Below are 17,739 nucleotides of genomic sequence, written 5' to 3' on the forward strand. Positions count from 1 at the left end.
TACGAACAGCTCACCCCCGCCGGTACGGATTACGGTGGGGGTGTTGTCGTTTCGTGAGCACGGAGGAATTACCGCTGTGGCTGCTGCCCCGAAGAAGACACCCGGATGCGTCGCGGTGATCGTGAACAGCCGCCGCGAAGTGCTGCTTCAGCTTCGGGACGACAAGCCCGGCATCTGTTGGCCGGGGCACTGGTCCCTGCCCGGGGGTGGCCCGGAGCCTGGCGAGACTCCGACGGACACCATCCTTCGGGAGATCAAGGAAGAGACGGGCATCGTCCCGGACACGATCGAAGAGGTCACGGTGGCCGCTTACGAGCCCGGCAAGACCCCACCCCATGTGTTCCTCGGCTCCTGGGAGGGAGTGCAGAGCGAACTCGTTGTCGGTGAAGGACAGGAACTTCGCCTCACCGCTTCCGGGAACCTGCCGGAAAAGATGCCACCGCATATCCGGTACTACATTCTTCAGCTCACAGGGCAAGACACTTAACGGTCCGCTACCCGCATCTCGAACCAGGTCGTCTTGCCGCGGGGAAGTAGGTCGACGCCCCACCGGTCCGAGAGCTTGTCGACGAGGAACAGGCCGCGGCCGCTGGTGTCCATCTCCTGGACCGGGATGAGACAGGGCAGCCCCCGGGAGGGGTCGCGGACCTCGACGCGGATCCAGCCGGGGCGGCGGCGCATGCGGAGTCCGAAGACGCGGGCGCCGGTGTGGCGTACGGCGTTGCCCACGAGTTCGGAGACGAGTAAGACCGCGTCCTCGGTCATCTTCGGCGACAGCCGCCACTGGCGGAGGACGACGACCTGGGCGAGCCGGCGGGCCGTGGCCGCGGACTCGGGACGGGACGGCAGCGGGACCTCCGCCTCGGTCGGGTTGCCGAACAACTCCAGTGCCTTCTGCGCCCGTTCGTCCTCGATCGCAGGTGACCAACGCGCCGCGGTCGCACTCCCGTGCCGCCGCGGCTGTTCGATACCCTCCAGCCCCGCCATGCCCCCATCATGGCCGCCCCGAGCCCCTTTCGGGGCCGTTCCGCAGGAATACAACCCCCGGAACCAACCATTCCGGGGGTTTCGTTTGACATATGCCAGTGGCAGTAAGCCGTCTGCGGTAGCCGCTCTGACCTGCACGAACACCCTGAACTCCGGTCAGCGTCAAGAGCCTTGGGCAAGGCTCTCTTAAGGCTGCCTTAAGGTACGGATAAACCGCTCCTTCGGGGGACGCGGGTAATACACCGCGTCAACTGCAAGTCGATCAGCGGAACTTGTGAGCCGGATTTCGGGGGCCGCCAGCGGCGGCCGACCGGATCCGATTCCACTTCCACCGCCGTCAGACGAACTTCGCCTTGCCCGGCCCCTCCTCCACGAAGCTGCGCATGCCGCGTTCGCGGTCCTCCGTGGCGAAGAGGCCCGCGAACCAGTTCCGTTCGATGGCGAGACCGGTCTCCAGGTCGGTCTCCAGGCCCGCGTCGATGGACTCCTTGGCGGCCCGCAGCGCGATCGCCGGCCCGCGCGCCAGCCGCGCGGCCCACTCGTGCGCGGCGGAGTACACCTCGTCGGCCGGGACCACCCGGTCCACCAGGCCGAGGACGAGGGCCTCGTCCGCCTTGACCATCCGGCCGGTGAAGATGAGGTCCTTGGCCTTGGAGGGGCCGATGAGACGGGACAGCCGCTGGGTGCCGCCCGCGCCCGGGATCACCCCGAGCAGGATCTCCGGCTGGCCGAGCTTCGCGTTCTCCCCGGCGATCCGGTAGTCCGCGCAGAGCGCCAGCTCGCAACCGCCGCCCAGGGCGTAGCCGGTGACGGCCGCGACGACCGGCTTGGGGATTCGGGCGACGGCGCTGAAGGAGTCCTGGAGGGCGCGGGCCCGGGCGACCATCGCCGCGTGGTCCATGTCCTGCATCTCCTTGATGTCCGCGCCGGCCGCGAACACCTTGTCTCCTCCGTAGAGGACGACCGCGCGGACGTCGGCCCGGTCCGTGGCCTCCTCGGCGAGTTCCTTGAGGCGGTCCTGGGTGGCGATGTCCAGGGCGTTCATGGGCGGGCGGTCCAGGCGGATGGTGCCCACGCCTTCGGCGACTTCGAGATGCACGGTCATGAAGGCAGGTTAACGGGCACTAACGACAACGGCTCCGGTGTGCTGTGTCACAGCACACCGGAGCCGTACGTCGAGCGGAGAGGGCTACGCCTTCCACTTGTCCCAGGCCATGTTCCAGCCGTTGTAGCCGTTGTCCGGGTCCACGACGCGGTCGTTGGAGTTCTTGACGACCACGACGTCACCGATCATCGAGTTGTCGAAGAACCAGGCGCCCGGCGCCTTGCGGTCCCAGCCGCCGCGGGTGTCGCGCAGGCCGATGCAGCCGTGGCTGGCGTTGTAGTTGCCGAAGGCGTCGCCGCCCCAGTAGTTGCCGTGGATGAAGGTGCCGGAGTTGGTCAGCCGCATGGCGTCCGGCACGTCCTTGATGTCGTACTCGCCGCCGTAGCCGACGGTCTCGCCGTTCATCCGGGTCACGCTGAGGCGCTCGCTGATGACCATCTGGCCGTTCCAGGTCTCCATGCCGGGCTTGCCGGTGGTGACCGGGATGGTCTTGATGACCTTGCCGTCGCGCTCGACCTTCATGGTGAGCTTCTTGACGTCGACCGTGGAGACCTGGCTGCGGCCGATGGTGAAGGAGACCTTCTTGCTCTGCTCGCCGTAGACGCCCTCGCGGCCCTCGACGCCGTCGAGGTTGAGGTCGACGGTGACTTTCGTCCCGGCCTTCCAGTACTTCTCCGGGCGGAAGTCGATCCGGTCGTTGCCGAACCAGTGGCCCTCGACGTCGACGGCCGGCTCGGTCTTGATGGTGATGGCCTTCTCGACGTCCTCGGGGGCGGTGATGCCCCGGGTGAAGCGGATCGAGAACGGCATGCCGACGCCGACCTTCGAGCCGTCCTCGGGGGTGAAGATGCCGACGAAGGTGTTCTTCGGGGTCAGCGTGGTGAAGGACGAGTCCTCGGCCGCCTCACGCCCCTCGGAGTCCTTCGCGACGGCGTGCACCTTGTACTCGGTGGCCGAGTTGAGATGGATGGACGGCTTCCAGCTGGAGCCGTCCTCGGCTATCTCACCGGCGATCTTCTCGCCCTTGTCGTTCTCCACCGTGACCTCGGACAGCTTGCCCTTGGCGGCGCTCACCTTCAGGGCGCCGCTGGTGGCCACGGAGTCGGCGCCGTTCTCCGGCGCGATGGAGACCACGGCCTCCGAGGCCTTGGTGGCCGCCTTGCCGGAGGAGGCGCTCTGGTCGGAGCCCTTCCCCTTGTCGCCGCCGGAGCCGGAGTCCGAACCCCCGCCTCCGCCGCACGCGGTGACGGCGAGCAGCATCAGGATCGGCAGCATCGCCAGAGCCCCCTTGCGCCGCCGCGTCCGCGCGCCAACCGACGCCCCCGAAATCGGTCGCCCGTTCAACTCTCTGTTCTCCCCTCGCACGGCCTGATCAGGCCCGCACCCCTACGCGCAGCGTGCGCGTACGCCCGTACATTAACCAGATGATCGGCTGGGATTGACCTCGGTGAATGTCACCGTTCAGTCCCAACTTGCATGATCACGCGCGTACGGTGCGCCGGTGCCATGTCGGTCTACTTCACCGCAGCACCCGCTTTCCATGCGTTCCACCCCATGTTCCAGCCTCCGAGCCCATTGTCGGGAGCGACCTTTTTGTCGTCGCTGTTGACGACCTCGACGACGTCGCCGACGAGGCTGCGGTCGAAGAACCAGCCCGCGGGGGTGCCGGAGTCGCCGCCCTTCACATCGCGCAGGCCGACACAGCCATGGCTGACGTTGGCCCGGCCGAAGGCGTCCGGGGCCCAGTAGTTGCCGTGCAGGAAGGTGCCGGAGGTGGTCAGGCGCATGGCGTGCGGGACGTCCGGGATGTCGTACTCGCCCTTGCCGTTCGCCTTCCTGAAGCCGACGGTGGCGCCGTTCATCCGGGTCACCTCCAGCATCTCGGTGACGACCATCTTCCCGTTGTACGTCGTGGTCTTGGGCGCCCCGGCCGTGATGGGGAGGGTGGCGAGCACGCCGCCCGCGCGTTCCACGCGCATGGTGTGCCGGGCCGCGTCGACGACGCTGACCTGATGGCGGCCGACGGTGAAGGAGAACGTCCTGTCCTGCTGGCCGTAGACGCCGGGCGCGCCCTCCACGTCCCGCAGCCGCAGTCCGACGGTGACGCGGGTGCCGGGCGTCCAGTACCTCTCGGGGCGGAAGTCGAGCCGCCCGTCGCCGAACCAGTGCGGGCGGACCTCGACGGCCGGCTCGGCGGTGATCTCGACGGCGCGTTCGACGGCGGCGCGGTTCTCGACCGCCCGGTTGAACTCCAGGGAGACGATCATGCCGGTGCCGACGGTGGCCCGGTTCTCCGGAGTGACGTACGCGATGAACCGCTCGTCGGGGACGTGGGTGGTGAAGGTGACGTGCCGTGCCGAGCGGCGGCCGTGGCCGTCGAGGGCGACCGCGTCCACGGTGTACCGGGCGGCCAGCGCGAGCTTCGGTGAGCCGGTGGGGCGCCAGGTCAGCCCGTCGGCGGAGAGCCGGCCCGGGACGGGTGACTCCTGCGCGTCCTGTGACTTCACCACCTTCACGGACTCCAGGCGCCCGTTGGGCACCCGTACTTCGAAGCGCTGCTCCGGGCGCACGCCCTTGCTGCCGTCCTCCGGAGTGACCCGGATGGTGTCGCCGGGCGCCTTTCCGCTGGTCAGTGGCGGTCCCGCGGTGCATCCGACGGCACCGAACAGCAGTCCGGCCCAAGTGAGTGCGGCGGCCAGGGCGGCCCCGGCGCGGCGCGCGTGCGTCTGTGCGTGGTTCACGTGCGGCCCAACGACGGCGCACGCCCCCGGGAAACGTGAGTGCGAGGCGTGCTCTGGGCAGAACCCTTGGGAGGACGACGCGATGGGGAGCAGTGCAGGGACGCCTTGCTCCCCTTTCCCGTCGCTCAACGAGCCGCGGGAGGCCTGAGGTGTCGAGCGCAGCCGAGCAGGAGGAAGTGCGGGGGACGCGCGGGGTGCCGGCCGCGCGTCCGGCACCCGGGGTGAACGGCAGTCGGCGTGAGGAGGCGGCGCCGGAGCCGAGGCCGGTGTGGCCGGGGGCGTCCACGCCGCTGGGCGCGCGCTTCCGGGTGGGGCCCGACGGGGTCGCGGGCACCAACTTCGCGCTGTGGGCGGGCGGGGCGGAGGCCGTCGAGCTGTGCCTGTTCTCGGAGGCGGGCGCGGAGACCCGGCTACGGCTGACCGAGCTGACCCATGAGATCTGGCACGGCTTCGTGCCGGGCGTCCTGCCGGGGCAGCGGTACGGCTATCGCGTGCACGGCCGCTGGGACCCGTGGACCGGCGCCCGCTGGAACCCGGCGAAGCTGCTCCTGGATCCGTACGCGCGGGCCGTGGACGGTGAGTTCACCCTCCCCCCGGAGGTGTACGCGCATGTCCGGGACTGGCCCGAGCAGCATGTCGCCGACACCGTGCGCGACGAGCGGGACTCGGCGCCGCACGTCCCGAAGGGCGTCGTCGTCCACGATGACGACGACTGGGCCGACGACCGCCGCCCCAAGACGCCGTGGGCGGACTCGGTCATCTACGAGCTGCACGTCCGCGGGTTCACGATGACCCACCCCGGCATCCCGGAGGAACTGCGCGGCACGTACGCGGGTCTGGCGCACCCGGCGGCGATCGAGCACCTGGTGAAGCTCGGGGTCACGGCGGTGGAGCTGCTGCCGGTGCACCAGTTCGCCCACGAGGACCACCTTCTCCGCCGGGGCATGCGCAACTACTGGGGCTACAACTCGATCGGCTACTTCGCCCCGCACGCGGCGTACGCCTCGTCGGGCACGACGGGGCAGCAGGTCGGCGAGTTCAAGCGGATGGTGCGGGCGCTGCACGCGGCCGGGATCGAGGTCGTCCTCGACGTGGTCTACAACCACACCGCCGAGGCGGGCGAGCTGGGCCCGACGCTGTCGTTGAAGGGCATCGACAACCGGGGCTACTACCGCCTCCAGTCCGACGCCCGCCGGTACGCCGACTACACCGGCTGCGGCAACACCCTCCATGTGGTCCAGCCGCACGTCCTGCGTCTGATCACGGACTCCCTGCGCTACTGGGTGACGGAGATGGGCGTCGACGGCTTCCGCTTCGACCTGGCGGCGGCGCTGGCCCGTTCGATGCACGACGTCGACATGCTCTCCCCGTTCCTCGCGGTCATCGCCCAGGATCCGGTGCTGCGCCGGGTGAAGCTGATCGCCGAGCCGTGGGACGTGGGCTCGGGCGGCTACCAGGTCGGGGCCTTCCCGCCCCTGTGGACGGAGTGGAACGACCGCTACCGGGGCGCGGTGCGGGACTTCTGGCGGGGCGCGCTGCCGGACGTACGGGATCTCGGCTACCGCCTGTCGGGGTCGAGCGACCTGTACGCCTGGGGCGGACGGCGGCCCTACGCCTCGGTCAACTTCATCACCGCGCACGACGGTTTCACGCTCCGGGACCTGGTGTCGTACGAGCGCAAACACAACGAGGCGAACGGGGAGGGGAACCGGGACGGCTCCGACGACAACCGGTCCTGGAACTGCGGCACCGAGGGCGAGACGGACGACGAGCGGGTACGGGCGCTGCGGCGGCGCCAGTTGCGGAACCTGCTGACGACGCTGCTGCTGTCGACGGGCGTGCCGATGCTGGTCGCGGGCGACGAACTGGGCCGCACGCAGGGAGGCAACAACAACGCGTACTGCCAGGACAACGAGATCAGCTGGGTCGACTGGAGCCTCATGGACGACCCCGGCTGGAAGACGCTCTTCGACCTGACGTCCCGGCTGATCGCGCTCCGCCACGCCCACCCGGTCCTGCGCCGCCGCGCGTTCTTCTCCGGCCGCGCCCACTCGGCGGACGGCCTGCGCGACCTGGCCTGGTTCACGGCCCGCGGCACCGAGATGACCGAACGGGACTGGTACGCGCCGGCCGCGACGCTGGGCATGTATCTGTCGGGCCGGGACATCCCGGGGCGGGACGCGCGGGGGGCACCCATCCTCGACGACAGCTTCCTCACCGTCCTCCACGCCGGCGACCGCCCGACCGGCTTCACCCTCCCAGGCACCCCCTGGGCCGACCGCTACGAGGTGGTCGTCGACACGTCGCGGGAGGAGCAGGGGGAGGGGCCGGGGGTGGTGCATCGGGCGGGGGCGGTGATCACGGTTCCGGCACGGACGGTGTTGTTGTTGCGGGTCGGGTGACGGCCTCGGGGACACGCCTACCGGTACGTGCTGGTACCTATTGGTAGGCGGGTACGGCCCAGGTGGCCTTGTAGCGCCGGTCGGCCGTGGAGACCGACTTCACGGACTGCGGGCCACTGGTGGGGACGAAGCGGATGTACGCGGTGTCCCAGCTGTTGCCCGACGTCTGTGTCTCGGGGCAGCCGCCCGCGCAGGTCGAGATCACGGTGCCCGTGGTGGGGTCGTTCCCGACGCTCTTGATGAGGGTCCGTCCGGTGACCTCGGCGCGGTTGGCGTAGTCGGTGCACCAGCGCTTCTCGGCGGAGCCGGTGACGTACTGCGGCCGCGGCCAGGTGCCCTGCGAGTCGTCGTAGCAGTCGGCGGCGCCGCCCTTGGAGAACTGCACGATGCCGCCGTTGGCGCCGACCCAGAGCCGGTCGGGGTTGCCGTGGACCGGGGTGAGTTCGTGGCCGTACGCCTTGTTGTCGCCGGTCTGCTTGGGCAGGGGCCAGGACTCTCCCCGGCCGTTGCCCCAGGCGAGCCGGCCGTTGACGTACTCGTAGCGCACGAGGAGTTCGTCACCGAGGGCCCACACCGACTTGGTCGCCGGGTCGTAGAGGACCTCGTGCGCGCCGGCCAGGGAGGTCTCCTGCACGGGGGTGGCGCTCCAGTTGCCCGGCGTGCCCTGGGCCTTGGAGTAGACCGCGAGCCCGCCGTTGATCTTCTCGGAGCCGAAGACCCGTGAGGCGAACGCGGCGACGACCGTGCCGTCCGGCAGCATCTCGACGCCGTGCAGGTCGTTCGGGTCGCCGACGTTGACCGCCCAGTGGTAGCCGGCGAGGGACGGGTACGGGATCACGCCGACGAAGCCGCTGGTGCCGTCGCCCGTGACCAGGACCTGTCCGTCGCCGTACGTGCCCGCGGGGCGCAGCTTGTGCGAGGTGCCGCCGGCCCAGGAGTCGCCCTTGAGGGTTGTGTCGAAGACCGAGTGGTAGGCGTCCGGGATCCACCGCTGGTACGGGCCGGAGGCGGGCCAGACGTCCGGTTTGGTGGAGTCGAGGAACTCCAGTGCCGAGTGTGCGGCGGGGTAGTTGCCCGGGTAGGCCGGGCCGTGCACGTTGCCCGAGATGATCGGGGTGGAGCCCGGGTTGAACTCGACCTCCAGCGTGGGCGCGTTGTACGCGGCGTGGCAGGCGTAGTCGGTCGACACCGTGTTCATCGAGCAGAAGTCCTTGTAGCCGGAGCTGACGTCCTCCCGCGCCGAGAGCCTGATGCCGTGGTTGGGGAAGGAGGCGTCGTTGGCCCAGGCCTTCACCCAGTCGGTGATGTCGATGCGCTGGATGCCGTTGGACGCGGCGGGGTCGGTCTTGTCGGGGACGTCCGGGCAGAGCGGGTGGCCGAGGCCGAACCAGGTGCCCTTGCCCGCGCCGACGGTCGGCTGGTCGGCCCAGGTGATCGTGGACTGGCTCCACGGCTGGGTCACCGGGTAGACGCCCATCCATGCCTTCGCGTCACAGTCGGAGACGAAGGAGTTGTAGACGCGCAGCGTGGCCTTCGCGATCGGGGCGCCCCGGAGCTTGGAGACGTCGAACTGCAGGAAGCTCCGGTACTTCGTGGTGCCGCTGTCGGGCGTACCGACGTGCAGGGCACGGCCCTGCGAGTGGTCGGCGTTGTCCACATTGGTGATGTAGGTGTCCTGCAGCCGCTTGATGATGTTCCGCGGCCCGGTCTGCGCCATGGGCGAGACGGTGGCCGTCTCCGCGACGGCGGCCGCCGTCGTGGCCGGGGCTTCGGGCTCGGCGGCCCGCGGCAGGGGGACGAGCCCCGTCATCAGGAGCGCGGCTCCGCCGACGGCTGCCACGAGGCATCGCGTCAGGAGGCGCCGAGGAGTGTGACTGTGCATCTGCGATCCCGCTTCTCACTGTCTTGGTACGGCCTCCGCGGTGGGGGTCACTCCACCGCGGGGTCCGCGGACATGGGCCACGGGCCGGTCCCGCCGGTTCCGCCGGTTCCGAAACGGTGACCGGCCCGTGGGGTCATGTCCGCGGGTCGATCACGCGAAGTACGGGTCGAGCAGCGAGCCGAAGGTGTGGTTGCCGCTGCTGACCTCGACCGTGGAGCTGAGGGTCGCCGCCCCGGAACCGGACCTCGCGAGGCTGGACGTGTGCGCGTAGTCCCCGTTCCCGGGGCGCAGGCAGTCCTTCCACGTGTAGGTGCCCGCAGCCAGGTAGATGTCGCGGGTCGGGAAGCGGATGGCGTTGAGGATATGTGTCCACTCGTAGGTGCCGGCGGCCAGGTAGATGCTGCGGCTGGTGCACGCTTCGGTGGTCGACGGCGTCGGGTTGCCGGTCAGGTACAGGCTCCGGGTGTTGTACGCCGCGTCCGCCGCGCTGGCCGGGGTCCCGGTGAGCGTCACCACCGCCGCCGCCGTGAGAACCGCTGCCGCGATCTTGCCGATCATGTGAATCCTCCCGTTGAAGTGAAGCCGAGTGAAGCTGTGCGACGGCTGTGACCCTAGCAACGGGTTTCATTTAAGTGAAAGCTCATATCTCGACAGGAGACCAACCGCATAGTCTCTGCACTGATATTCCGGGTATACGGCACTCTCTCCTGGTTCACTCAGCGCTTATTTATGTGATGCTCGCGGGCCGAGTGCTCCCCTCTGGGCCGCACGGGATAATGCCTCGTGACAGGACACGTCGAGAGGTGAGCGAGCGTGAGTGACACAGAGGGGCGGCTGCTGGCCGCCCGCCTCGACCACCTCTTCGAGCACGTGCAGCCGCTGGGCAGACGCCACACCCTCCAGGAGGTGGTCGACGGCATCAAGGCGGTCGAGGAGCACGGCGGCGTCTCGCTCTCCGTGGGCCGGCTGTCGATGCTGATGAACGGCAAGGCGCCCAACCCCACGATCGGCACGCTGCGCGCACTCGCCGCCTTCTTCGGGGTGCCGGTCGGCTACTTCGTCGACGACGCCGTCGCCGACCGGACCATGGCCCAGCTCGCCCTCATCACGGCGATGCGCGGCAACGACGTACGGGCGGTGGCCCTGCGCGCCGCCACGGTGGCCACCCTCTCCGCGCACGGCCTGGACGTGGTGCGCGACCTGGTCGAACAGGCCGCCGACGAGTCACGGGAGCACGGCGGGCGACAGGCTTAGACTTTCCCGCGACAGAGAGCGCAACAGAACGTTCGACAGAACAGGTGACCGTAGGGCGGCCATCGGGCGGTCCGGCGGTCCAGGGGGAAGGGGCGGCGCGCGATGGGGGAACCTGTCCGGTTACCGGCGAAGTCCTGGTCCGCCTTCCGCGCCCGGTGCGACGCCATCCTGGACGGCCTCCCGCTCGGGGAGTCCCAGCCGCTGACGGTCGACGCGCTGCGCACCGCGATCGAGGAGCGGCACGGCAGACGGCTGGCCCTGTCCCCGCTGCCGAAGCGGGCGGGAGCCGCCGCCAACCTGTGCGGACTGTGGATCAGCCTCGGCCACACCGACCACATCTTCTACGAGACGTCGACCAACACCGTCCATCAGCGGCACATCATCCTGCACGAGATCTCCCACCTCCTGCTCGACCACACGACGGAACGCGACGGCGACGGCGCCTGGCCCGGCATGGAGGCCCTGTTCCCCGGCCTCGATCCCGCCATGGTCCGCCGACTGCTCGCCCGTGGCCGCACCGACTACACCGAACTACAGGAACAGCAGGCCGAGTTGATGGCCACCCTGATCCACGCCCGGTCGGCCGACCGCGCCTCGCAGGGCGCTTCGCCCCTGCACGACGGGTCCGGGAGCCTCGGCCGCCTGGCCCGCGCCCTCGGGGTGGTGCGTTCCCGATGACGGCCGTCCGACCGTACGAGGTCGTCCTGCTCGTCACGCTGTGGTCGCTCACCTCGCTCACCGCCTACCGGGCGGTGCGCGACCGCGCCGTACCGGGATCCGCGCCCTCCCGGCTGCTCGCCGGGGTGGTCGCCCTGGTCGCCCTGTCGGTCACCGTAGGGGTCCCGGCGGTGCGCAGGGTGATCGACGCCGTCACCGGGGTGCAGAGCGTCACCAATGTGCTCAGCCATCTGCTCGGGATGTCCGCGATCACGTGTCTGACGGCGTTCGTGCGGCGGATGTCCGCGCCGGCCGGTGAGGCTCCCGGCCGCCGAACCCGTGACTGGCTGCCCCTTCCGGTCGCCGCGTGCGCGCTGGGCACGGCGTTCTTCCTGGCGCCCCGCCCCAGCGGGGAGAAGTACCTGCTGACCACCGGTGACTCGGCGGCCCACACCGCCTACTGGGCCGTCTACGTCGGGTACGTGATCTGGGGCGTGGCCGCGATCGGGGTGATGTGCCTGCGCCACCACCGGCAGGCCCCGCCGGGACCGCTGCGGACCTCCCTCAACCTGATCGGTGCGGGCGCCGCGGTCGCCGTCGTGTACGCCCTGCACCGGTGCGCCTATCTCGTCCTGCGCGACTCCGGTGTACCGCTGTTCGAGGACGCCGTGGTCGTGCCCACCACGCAGGTCCTGCTGACCGGTGCGCTGTTGCTGTCCAGCGCCGGGATCGCCTGGCCCGCCCTCGCGGCTCGGCTGCGCGCACGGGCCGACCGGCGCCGACTTCGCCGGCTCGAACCGCTGTGGCGGATGCTGACCGAGGCGGTGCCGGAGGTGGTGTTGCCGCTGCCGGCCGCGCTGCGCGCGGAGCCCGCGCTCGTGCTCTACCGGTACACGATCGAGATCAGTGACGCGACACTCGCCCTGGCCCCGTTCCGCGACCCCGACGACGAGACGGCGGCGCGCCGGCGGCTCTCGGCGCACGGGTTCACCGGCCGGGGGCTGGAGGCGGCCACCGAGGCGGTCGCCCTGCGCCGCGCCGTCGCACGGGCGTCCCTCGCACCGCACGCGGCACCGGACCCGGCGGCGCCCGCGGCTCCGCCGGCCGGGGCGCACCCGGAACCCGCGGGCGACGGCGCCGAACTCGGCGGCGACCCGCTCGACTGGCTGGAACCGCTCGCCGCGTACTGCCGGCACCCCCTGGTCCTCGCGCTCTCACCGGCCGTGGCCGTACCGGCCGCCGAGCACGCCGACGGACACCGCATCCGCACTGTGGACGACGGCTTGACGCAGTGATCACCCCCTGGCAACGTCCCCTCCCATGAGGCCCTCCACCCACCACCGGCGCGCGTGTGCGGCGCTCGTGGAGCGCCGTCATGTCGATCTGTGCCGGCAGTCCAGCGCCCTCTGTCGCTGAGCCGTAGCCCTCTCTCGCTCACGCTCTCCTTTCTCTCCTCCTCCCCCACTGCCCTTCGCGCGCCCCTGTCGCGGGGTGCGCCGAGCCCGAGGAACCCCCATGTCTGACATATCCCGCCGTGTCTTCGGTGGTCTCGTCGGCGGCGGCGCCGTGACCGCCGTCGCCGGTACGGCCGCCACCGCCGCCGAGGCCGTCCCCTCCGAACGCCCTTTCAAGGCCCGCCCCGCGGCCGCCTCCGGCAAGCGGCCCAACTTCCTCGTCGTCCTCGGCGACGACCTGGGCTGGGCCGACCTCTCCTCGTACGGGGCGCCGCACATCAGGACGCCGCACCTGGACCGGCTGGCGCGGCAGGGGGTGCGGTTCACGGACGCGTACTCGGGGTCGGCGACCTGCTCGCCGACCCGGTTCAGCCTCTACACCGGGCGGTATCCGGGGCGTACGCCGGGCGGGCTCGCCGAGCCGATCGCGAACAAGGCGCAGGGGCTGGACCCGAACCACCCCACGCTGGCTTCACTGTTGAAGAAGGCGGGCTACGCGACCGCCCTCATCGGGAAGTGGCACTGCGGCTGGCTGCCTGATTACAGCCCCACCAAGTCGGGCTGGGACGAGTTCTTCGGCAACTTCGGGGGCGTGCTGGAGTACTTCTCCAAGCTGGGCCAGCTCGGCACGTACGACCTCTACGAGGGTGACGCCGAGTACAAGGACCTGCGGTACTACACGGAGGTCCTGACCGAGCGGGCCGTCGAGTACGTCGGCCGTCGGCACGACCGGCCGTGGCTGCTGAACCTCAACTTCACCACCCCGCACTGGCCCTGGCTCGCGGAGGACGACCAGGAGACCGGCGCCGAGATCGCGGCGAAGATCCGGGACGCCAAGTCGCAGGCCGAGGTGACGCGGGCGCTCAACCACTACGACGGCGGCTCGGTCGAGAAGTACACCAAGATGGTGGAGAGCCTGGACGCGGCGGTCGGCGAGGTGCTGGCCGAGCTGCGCCGGTCCGGGCAGGAGGAGAACACGGTCGTGGTGTTCGCCAGCGACAACGGCGGCGAGCGCTACTCCTACAACTGGCCGCTCAGCGGCGAGAAGTTCGTGCTGCTGGAAGGCGGCATCCGGGTGCCGACGATCCTGCGCTGGCCCGCCCGGATCGACGGCCGGCAGGTCAGCGACGAGCCGGTGTTCTCCCCCGACTGGACGGCGACCCTGCTGGAACTGGGCGGCGCCCGCCCGGACCCCGCGTACCCGCTGGACGGCACGAGCCTCGCCGGCCATCTGCTGCGCGGTGAACCGGTGCCCGAACGGGACCTGTTCTGGCGGGTCCGCGCCAACCGCGCACTCCGCCGCGGCGACTGGAAGTACTACCGCGACGCCACCGGCACCGACCACCTCTACAACCTGGCCGCCGACGCCCGCGAACAGGCCGACCGCGCCCCCGACGAGCCGGAACTGCTCGCCGAGCTGAAGACCGCCTGGGAGAAGGTCGCCGCGGGTCTGCTGCCGTATCCGAACTAGCCGGGACGTCTCGTACGCGCCGGGGGTCCTTCCCGGTCTCGGCGGCGACTAGCCGAGGATGCCTCGTTCGTAGGCCTTGGCCACTGCTGCCGCGCGGTCCTTGACGCCCAGTTTGGTGTAGAGGTGGGTGAGGTGGGTCTTGACCGTGGCCTCGCTGATGAAGAGTTCGCGGGCGATCTCGCGGTTGGGGGTGCCTCGGGCGACGAGGGTCAGGACCTCGCGTTCGCGGGCGGAGAGGGGCTCGTGGGCGGGGCTGCGGACGGCCGAGACCAGGCGGGAGGCGACGGCCGGGGAGAGGACGGTGCGGCCTTCCGCCGCCGCGCGGACCGCCGTGAAGAGCTCCTCCCTCGGGGCGTCCTTCAGGAGGTAGCCCGTCGCGCCCGCCTCGATCGCGGGGAGGGTGTCCGAGTCGGTGTCGTAGGTGGTGAGGACGAGGACCTTCGCGCGGGCCGAGCGGCGGGTCAGTTCCCGGATGGCGTCGACCCCGCCACCGCCCGGCATCCGCAGGTCCATCAGGACCACGTCGGGGTCGAGGGTCGCGGTCAGGTCCACCGCCTCCACGCCGTTGGACGCCTCGCCGAGCACACGGAAGCCGGGGGCGTTCTCGAACATGCCGCGCAGACCGTCCCGTACGACGGGATGGTCGTCGACGATCAGGAGGGAGACGGTCTGCTTCGGATGGGCCTCGTCAGTCATGGCGGACCAACGGTACGCGAGCCGACAGGGCCGTGCCGTGGCCCGGTTCGGACTCGACGGTGAAGGTGCCGGCGATGCGTTCGGCGCGGACGCGCATCCCGGCGAGGCCGAAACCGCCGGTGCGGGTGCGTTCGGGGAGGGCGAGCGGGTCGAAGCCGTGGCCGTCGTCGCGGATGTCGAGGATGACCTCGTCGCCGAGGAAGGTGAGGGTGACGCCGACCCGGCCGGCGGCGGCGTGCCGGGCCGTGTTCGACAGGGCTTCCTGGGCGATGCGCAGCAGCGTCGCCGAGACCTCGTCGTGGAGGGGTTCCACGCGTCCGGTGGCCGTGAACTCCGCGCGGGTGCCCGTGCGTTCGGCCCACTCCGTGACCGTCTTCTTCAGGGCCTCGGGCAGGCCGTCGTGCTCCAGGGCGACCGGGGCGAGGTTGTGCACGGAGCGGCGGGCCTCGCCGAGGCTGTGGCGGGCCAGGTCGGAGGCGCGGGCCAGGTGGGTGCGGGCGAGGCCGAGGTCGGGGGCGTTCGCCACGACCTGGAGCTGGGCGATGATGCCGGTCAGCCCCTGGGCGATGGTGTCGTGGATCTCGGCGGCCAGCCGCCGCCGTTCGTCGGCGACCCCGGCCTCCCGTGCCTGGACGAGGAGTTGGGCGTGCAGCGCGGCGTTCTCGTCGAGGGCCTGCTGCAACGCCGTGTTGGTGCGTTCGAGTTCGGCGATGGTCGCGGTGCGCTCGCGGGTCCGCTGCTCCTCCTGCTCGGTGAGATGGGCGACCACCATCTGGAGGCCGGAGTTGGCGGCCAGCAGGGCGGCGAAGACGATCCAGTGGCCCACGCCGCTCGGTGGCAGCCCACTGGACTGCGCGCCCGCCACGGTGACCGCGCTGGCGAAGAGTCCGAGCCGTCGCCATCTGCCCGGGATCAGCTCGTCGGCGTCCATGTAGCCGGTGGCGGCGTAGAACGCGAAGAACGGGTTGATCCAGGTCAGGGCGAAGGCGATGGCCCAGCGGACGACGTAGTAGCCCGTCCCGGCCGGGGACGGGGTCCGGCAGCGGCGGTCGGTCCGGCGGGGGCGGGCGAGGTGCCACCACACCTGGAGCAGGACGGCGGCGGCGATCAGGGCCCCGCAGACGTACCACTCGCCGGCATCGGCCATCAGCTCGCTGGTGGCGAGGGCGAGGACGGCGCTGACGGCGAGCAGCCCGTAGGGCCCCCAGGTGTGGAACTGGTCCCATCTCCGTTCGATCAGCTGGTCCGCGGCGGTCATCTCCCCAGTCTGCATGGCCGGCCCCCGCCTACTCCCAGCGGAACCAGCGCGAGGCGGCGAACGTGAGCAGTACCGTCCAGGCGGCGAGGACGCCGAGGTGGTCCCAGCCGGGCCAGTCGCCCGCCGCCGCCTCGTTGAGGGCCTGGGCCGCCGCGCCGAACGGGGTGTAGCCGACGGACCGCGCCAGCACGTCGGGCATGGTCTGCACCGGCATCCACACGCCCGCGCAGAACATCGCCGGGAAGAACACGGCGGAGCCGATCGCCGCCGAGATCCTCGTGGTGCGGGACACGGCGGAGATCACGGCCCCCAGGGCGAGGGCGACCAGGACGGCCAGGACGAGGGCCACCGCGTAGCCGAGGGCCTGCTCGGGCAGCCGTACGTCGAAGGCGAGGCGGCCGACCGCGAGGGCGAGCAGGGCCGACAGCAGGGCGGCGCCGCCGAACAGGACCATCTGCGCGGACAGCAGGGCGGTGGGGCGGACCGGGGTGGTGGACATCCGGCGCAGGACGCCGTGTTCGCGGTAGGCGGTGAGGGTCTGCGGCATGGCCTGCACCCCGCCGACGATCAGGCCGAGCAGCACGCTCACCGGGACATAGCCGTCGACCGGGCGCAGTCCGCCGAAGGCCGGGTCGGCCTCGCGGAAGGACGGGATCGAGCCGAGGATCGCGAGGAGGAGGGTGGGGAACGCCAGGATCCAGAAGAGGCTGCCGGGTTCACGGCGGAAGAGACGGATCTCGGTCCGCAGGACGGCCGTGTCGACGAGGGCGATACCGCTCATGCCGCTGCCTCCTTCTTCTGCTCCTGCTGTCCCGTCCCCGTGGTGAGGTCGAGGAACGCGTCGTCCAGCGTGGCGTCGGTGACCCGGAGTTGCCGGGCGGTGGTGTGGGTGCGGGCGAGGAGGGTGAGGACGGCGTTGACGGTCTCGTCGGTGCCGGAGAGGGTGAGGCGGCCGTCCTTGTGCTCGATCGCCGCGAGCGCGGGCAGCGCGTTCAGGTCACGGTCGTCCAGCGGGGCGGAGGGTGTGAAGCTGATGACGGTGGCGCCCGCCGAGCGGCGGATGAGCCCGGCCGGGGTGTCCAGCGCCGCGATCCGGCCCCGGTCGATCACGGCGATCCGGTCGCACAGCCGCTGCGCCTCCTCCATGAAGTGGGTGACGAGGAGGACGGTCACCCCGTTCGCGCGGATGTCCTCGATCAGCTGCCAGGTGTCCCGGCGGGCGCGCGGGTCGAGGCCGGTGGTCAGCTCGTCCAGGACGACGATCCGGGGGTCGCCGACCAGCGCGAGCGCGATGAACAGCCGCTGCTTCTGTCCGCCGGAGAGCTTGGCGAACCGGGTGGTGAGCTTGCCGGTGAGGCCGAGGCGTTCGGCGAGGGGCCGCCAGTCGAGCGGGCTCGGGTAGAAGGAGGAGTACAGCTCCAGCGCCTCGCGGACGGTGAGCTTGGCCTGCAGTTCGCTCTCCTGGAGCTGGGCGCCGAGCACCCGGCGGGTGGCCTCGTGCTCGGTGACCGGGTCGAGCCCGGCGACCCGGACCCGGCCCGCGTCGGGCACCCGCAGGCCCTCGACGCATTCGACGGTGGTGGTCTTGCCGGCGCCGTTCGGGCCGAGGATCCCGAAGATCTCGCCCTCCTCGACGGTGAAGGAGATCCCGTCGACGACGTTCCGGCCGCCGTAGGACTTACGGAGATCGGTGACCTCGATGACCGGGGTGGACGTCGACGGGGTGCGTATGGACGAGCCTGGTGTGGAGGGTGTGTGGGCCATAGGTCGAGAATCCCGGCGGAGCACGGGTGACCGCATCGGCCATCGCGCTCGAACCGCCATCAGCCGAT

The 17,739-nt window shown here is 70.8% G+C and carries 17 protein-coding genes; 7 read left to right on the forward strand and 10 right to left on the reverse strand.

The features are described from left to right. Positions 1 to 76: 76 nt before the first annotated feature. Entirely contained in the window at positions 77 to 487 is a 411-nt protein-coding gene (locus ACZ7MG_RS40065; RefSeq protein WP_471396035.1) for an NUDIX domain-containing protein, read from the forward strand. On the opposite strand, the gene ACZ7MG_RS40070 is transcribed toward ACZ7MG_RS40065, so the two are convergent. The 4 genes from ACZ7MG_RS40070 to ACZ7MG_RS40085 all read right to left on the reverse strand — a co-directional run bounded on the left by ACZ7MG_RS40070 (position 484) and on the right by ACZ7MG_RS40085 (position 4,833). Next, positions 484 to 987, reverse strand: coding sequence for an ATP-binding protein (locus ACZ7MG_RS40070; RefSeq protein ID WP_471396033.1), 504 nt, complete (start codon positions 985 to 987; stop codon positions 484 to 486). The genes ACZ7MG_RS40065 and ACZ7MG_RS40070 overlap by 4 nt on opposite strands. Before the next feature lie 337 nt (positions 988 to 1,324). Continuing rightward, positions 1,325 to 2,092: an enoyl-CoA hydratase/isomerase family protein gene (locus tag ACZ7MG_RS40075; RefSeq protein ID WP_471396031.1), complete on the reverse strand. Its 768-nt coding sequence runs from the start codon at positions 2,090 to 2,092 to the stop codon at positions 1,325 to 1,327. A gap of 84 nt (positions 2,093 to 2,176) precedes the next feature. Further along, positions 2,177 to 3,367 carry a L,D-transpeptidase gene (locus ACZ7MG_RS40080; RefSeq protein WP_471396029.1) on the reverse strand — a complete coding sequence of 397 codons (1,191 nt, stop codon included), beginning with the start codon at positions 3,365 to 3,367 and terminating at the stop codon, positions 2,177 to 2,179. Between the two features lie 239 nt (positions 3,368 to 3,606). Then, a complete protein-coding gene (locus ACZ7MG_RS40085; RefSeq protein WP_471396027.1) occupies positions 3,607 to 4,833 on the reverse strand; it encodes a L,D-transpeptidase in 1,227 nt (408 codons plus the stop codon). A 149-nt stretch (positions 4,834 to 4,982) separates the two neighbouring features. Between ACZ7MG_RS40085 and glgX the strand changes: the two genes are divergently transcribed. Next, positions 4,983 to 7,235: a glycogen debranching protein GlgX gene (gene glgX, locus ACZ7MG_RS40090; protein WP_471396025.1), complete on the forward strand. Its 2,253-nt coding sequence runs from the start codon at positions 4,983 to 4,985 to the stop codon at positions 7,233 to 7,235. 37 nt (positions 7,236 to 7,272) lie between these two features. Here glgX and ACZ7MG_RS40095 read toward each other — a convergent pair whose 3' ends face one another. Together ACZ7MG_RS40095 and ACZ7MG_RS40100 are read right to left on the reverse strand one after the other, a co-directional pair. Then, positions 7,273 to 9,075: a DNRLRE domain-containing protein gene (locus ACZ7MG_RS40095; protein ID WP_471396023.1), complete on the reverse strand. Its 1,803-nt coding sequence runs from the start codon at positions 9,073 to 9,075 to the stop codon at positions 7,273 to 7,275. Positions 9,076 to 9,267: 192 nt separating this feature from the next. Next, positions 9,268 to 9,675 (reverse strand): hypothetical protein, encoded by a 408-nt coding sequence (locus ACZ7MG_RS40100; protein WP_471396021.1) that lies wholly within the window; start codon positions 9,673 to 9,675, stop codon positions 9,268 to 9,270. A 255-nt stretch (positions 9,676 to 9,930) separates the two neighbouring features. On the opposite strand from ACZ7MG_RS40100, the gene ACZ7MG_RS40105 reads away from it, so the two are divergent. The 5 genes from ACZ7MG_RS40105 to ACZ7MG_RS40125 all read left to right on the forward strand — a co-directional run bounded on the left by ACZ7MG_RS40105 (position 9,931) and on the right by ACZ7MG_RS40125 (position 13,953). Next, on the forward strand, positions 9,931 to 10,371 hold the full coding sequence (locus ACZ7MG_RS40105; protein ID WP_471396019.1) for a hypothetical protein: 441 nt from the start codon (positions 9,931 to 9,933) through the stop codon (positions 10,369 to 10,371). A gap of 102 nt (positions 10,372 to 10,473) precedes the next feature. Then, complete coding sequence (locus ACZ7MG_RS40110; protein WP_471396017.1) at positions 10,474 to 11,049, forward strand: hypothetical protein; 576 nt, start codon at positions 10,474 to 10,476, stop codon at positions 11,047 to 11,049. Further along, positions 11,046 to 12,323 (forward strand): MAB_1171c family putative transporter, encoded by a 1,278-nt coding sequence (locus ACZ7MG_RS40115; RefSeq protein WP_471396015.1) that lies wholly within the window; start codon positions 11,046 to 11,048, stop codon positions 12,321 to 12,323. Before ACZ7MG_RS40110 ends, ACZ7MG_RS40115 begins: the two co-directional genes overlap by 4 nt. 25 nt (positions 12,324 to 12,348) lie before the next feature. Next, positions 12,349 to 12,444, forward strand: a complete 96-nt coding sequence (locus ACZ7MG_RS40120; RefSeq protein ID WP_471396013.1) for a putative leader peptide — start codon at positions 12,349 to 12,351, stop codon at positions 12,442 to 12,444. Positions 12,445 to 12,543: 99 nt separating this feature from the next. Further along, a complete protein-coding gene (locus tag ACZ7MG_RS40125; protein WP_471396011.1) occupies positions 12,544 to 13,953 on the forward strand; it encodes a sulfatase family protein in 1,410 nt (469 codons plus the stop codon). Positions 13,954 to 14,001: 48 nt separating this feature from the next. On the opposite strand, the gene ACZ7MG_RS40130 is transcribed toward ACZ7MG_RS40125, so the two are convergent. Genes ACZ7MG_RS40130 through ACZ7MG_RS40145 form a run of 4 tightly spaced genes read right to left on the reverse strand, consistent with a single transcriptional unit; the run spans position 14,002 to position 17,671 of the window. Next, positions 14,002 to 14,649 (reverse strand): response regulator, encoded by a 648-nt coding sequence (locus tag ACZ7MG_RS40130; protein WP_471396009.1) that lies wholly within the window; start codon positions 14,647 to 14,649, stop codon positions 14,002 to 14,004. Then, positions 14,642 to 15,907 (reverse strand): sensor histidine kinase, encoded by a 1,266-nt coding sequence (locus ACZ7MG_RS40135; RefSeq protein ID WP_471396007.1) that lies wholly within the window; start codon positions 15,905 to 15,907, stop codon positions 14,642 to 14,644. Before ACZ7MG_RS40135 ends, ACZ7MG_RS40130 begins: the two co-directional genes overlap by 8 nt. A gap of 28 nt (positions 15,908 to 15,935) precedes the next feature. Continuing rightward, on the reverse strand, positions 15,936 to 16,688 hold the full coding sequence (locus ACZ7MG_RS40140) for an ABC transporter permease (RefSeq protein ID WP_471396005.1): 753 nt from the start codon (positions 16,686 to 16,688) through the stop codon (positions 15,936 to 15,938). After that, the gene (locus ACZ7MG_RS40145; RefSeq protein WP_471396003.1) at positions 16,685 to 17,671 is read right to left on the reverse strand and encodes an ABC transporter ATP-binding protein; all 987 of its coding nucleotides are present in this window, start codon (positions 17,669 to 17,671) and stop codon (positions 16,685 to 16,687) included. The genes ACZ7MG_RS40140 and ACZ7MG_RS40145 overlap by 4 nt, the downstream gene beginning before the upstream one ends. Between the last annotated feature and the right edge of the window lie 68 nt (positions 17,672 to 17,739).

The organism is Streptomyces sp. NPDC107538, assembly GCF_055657445.1.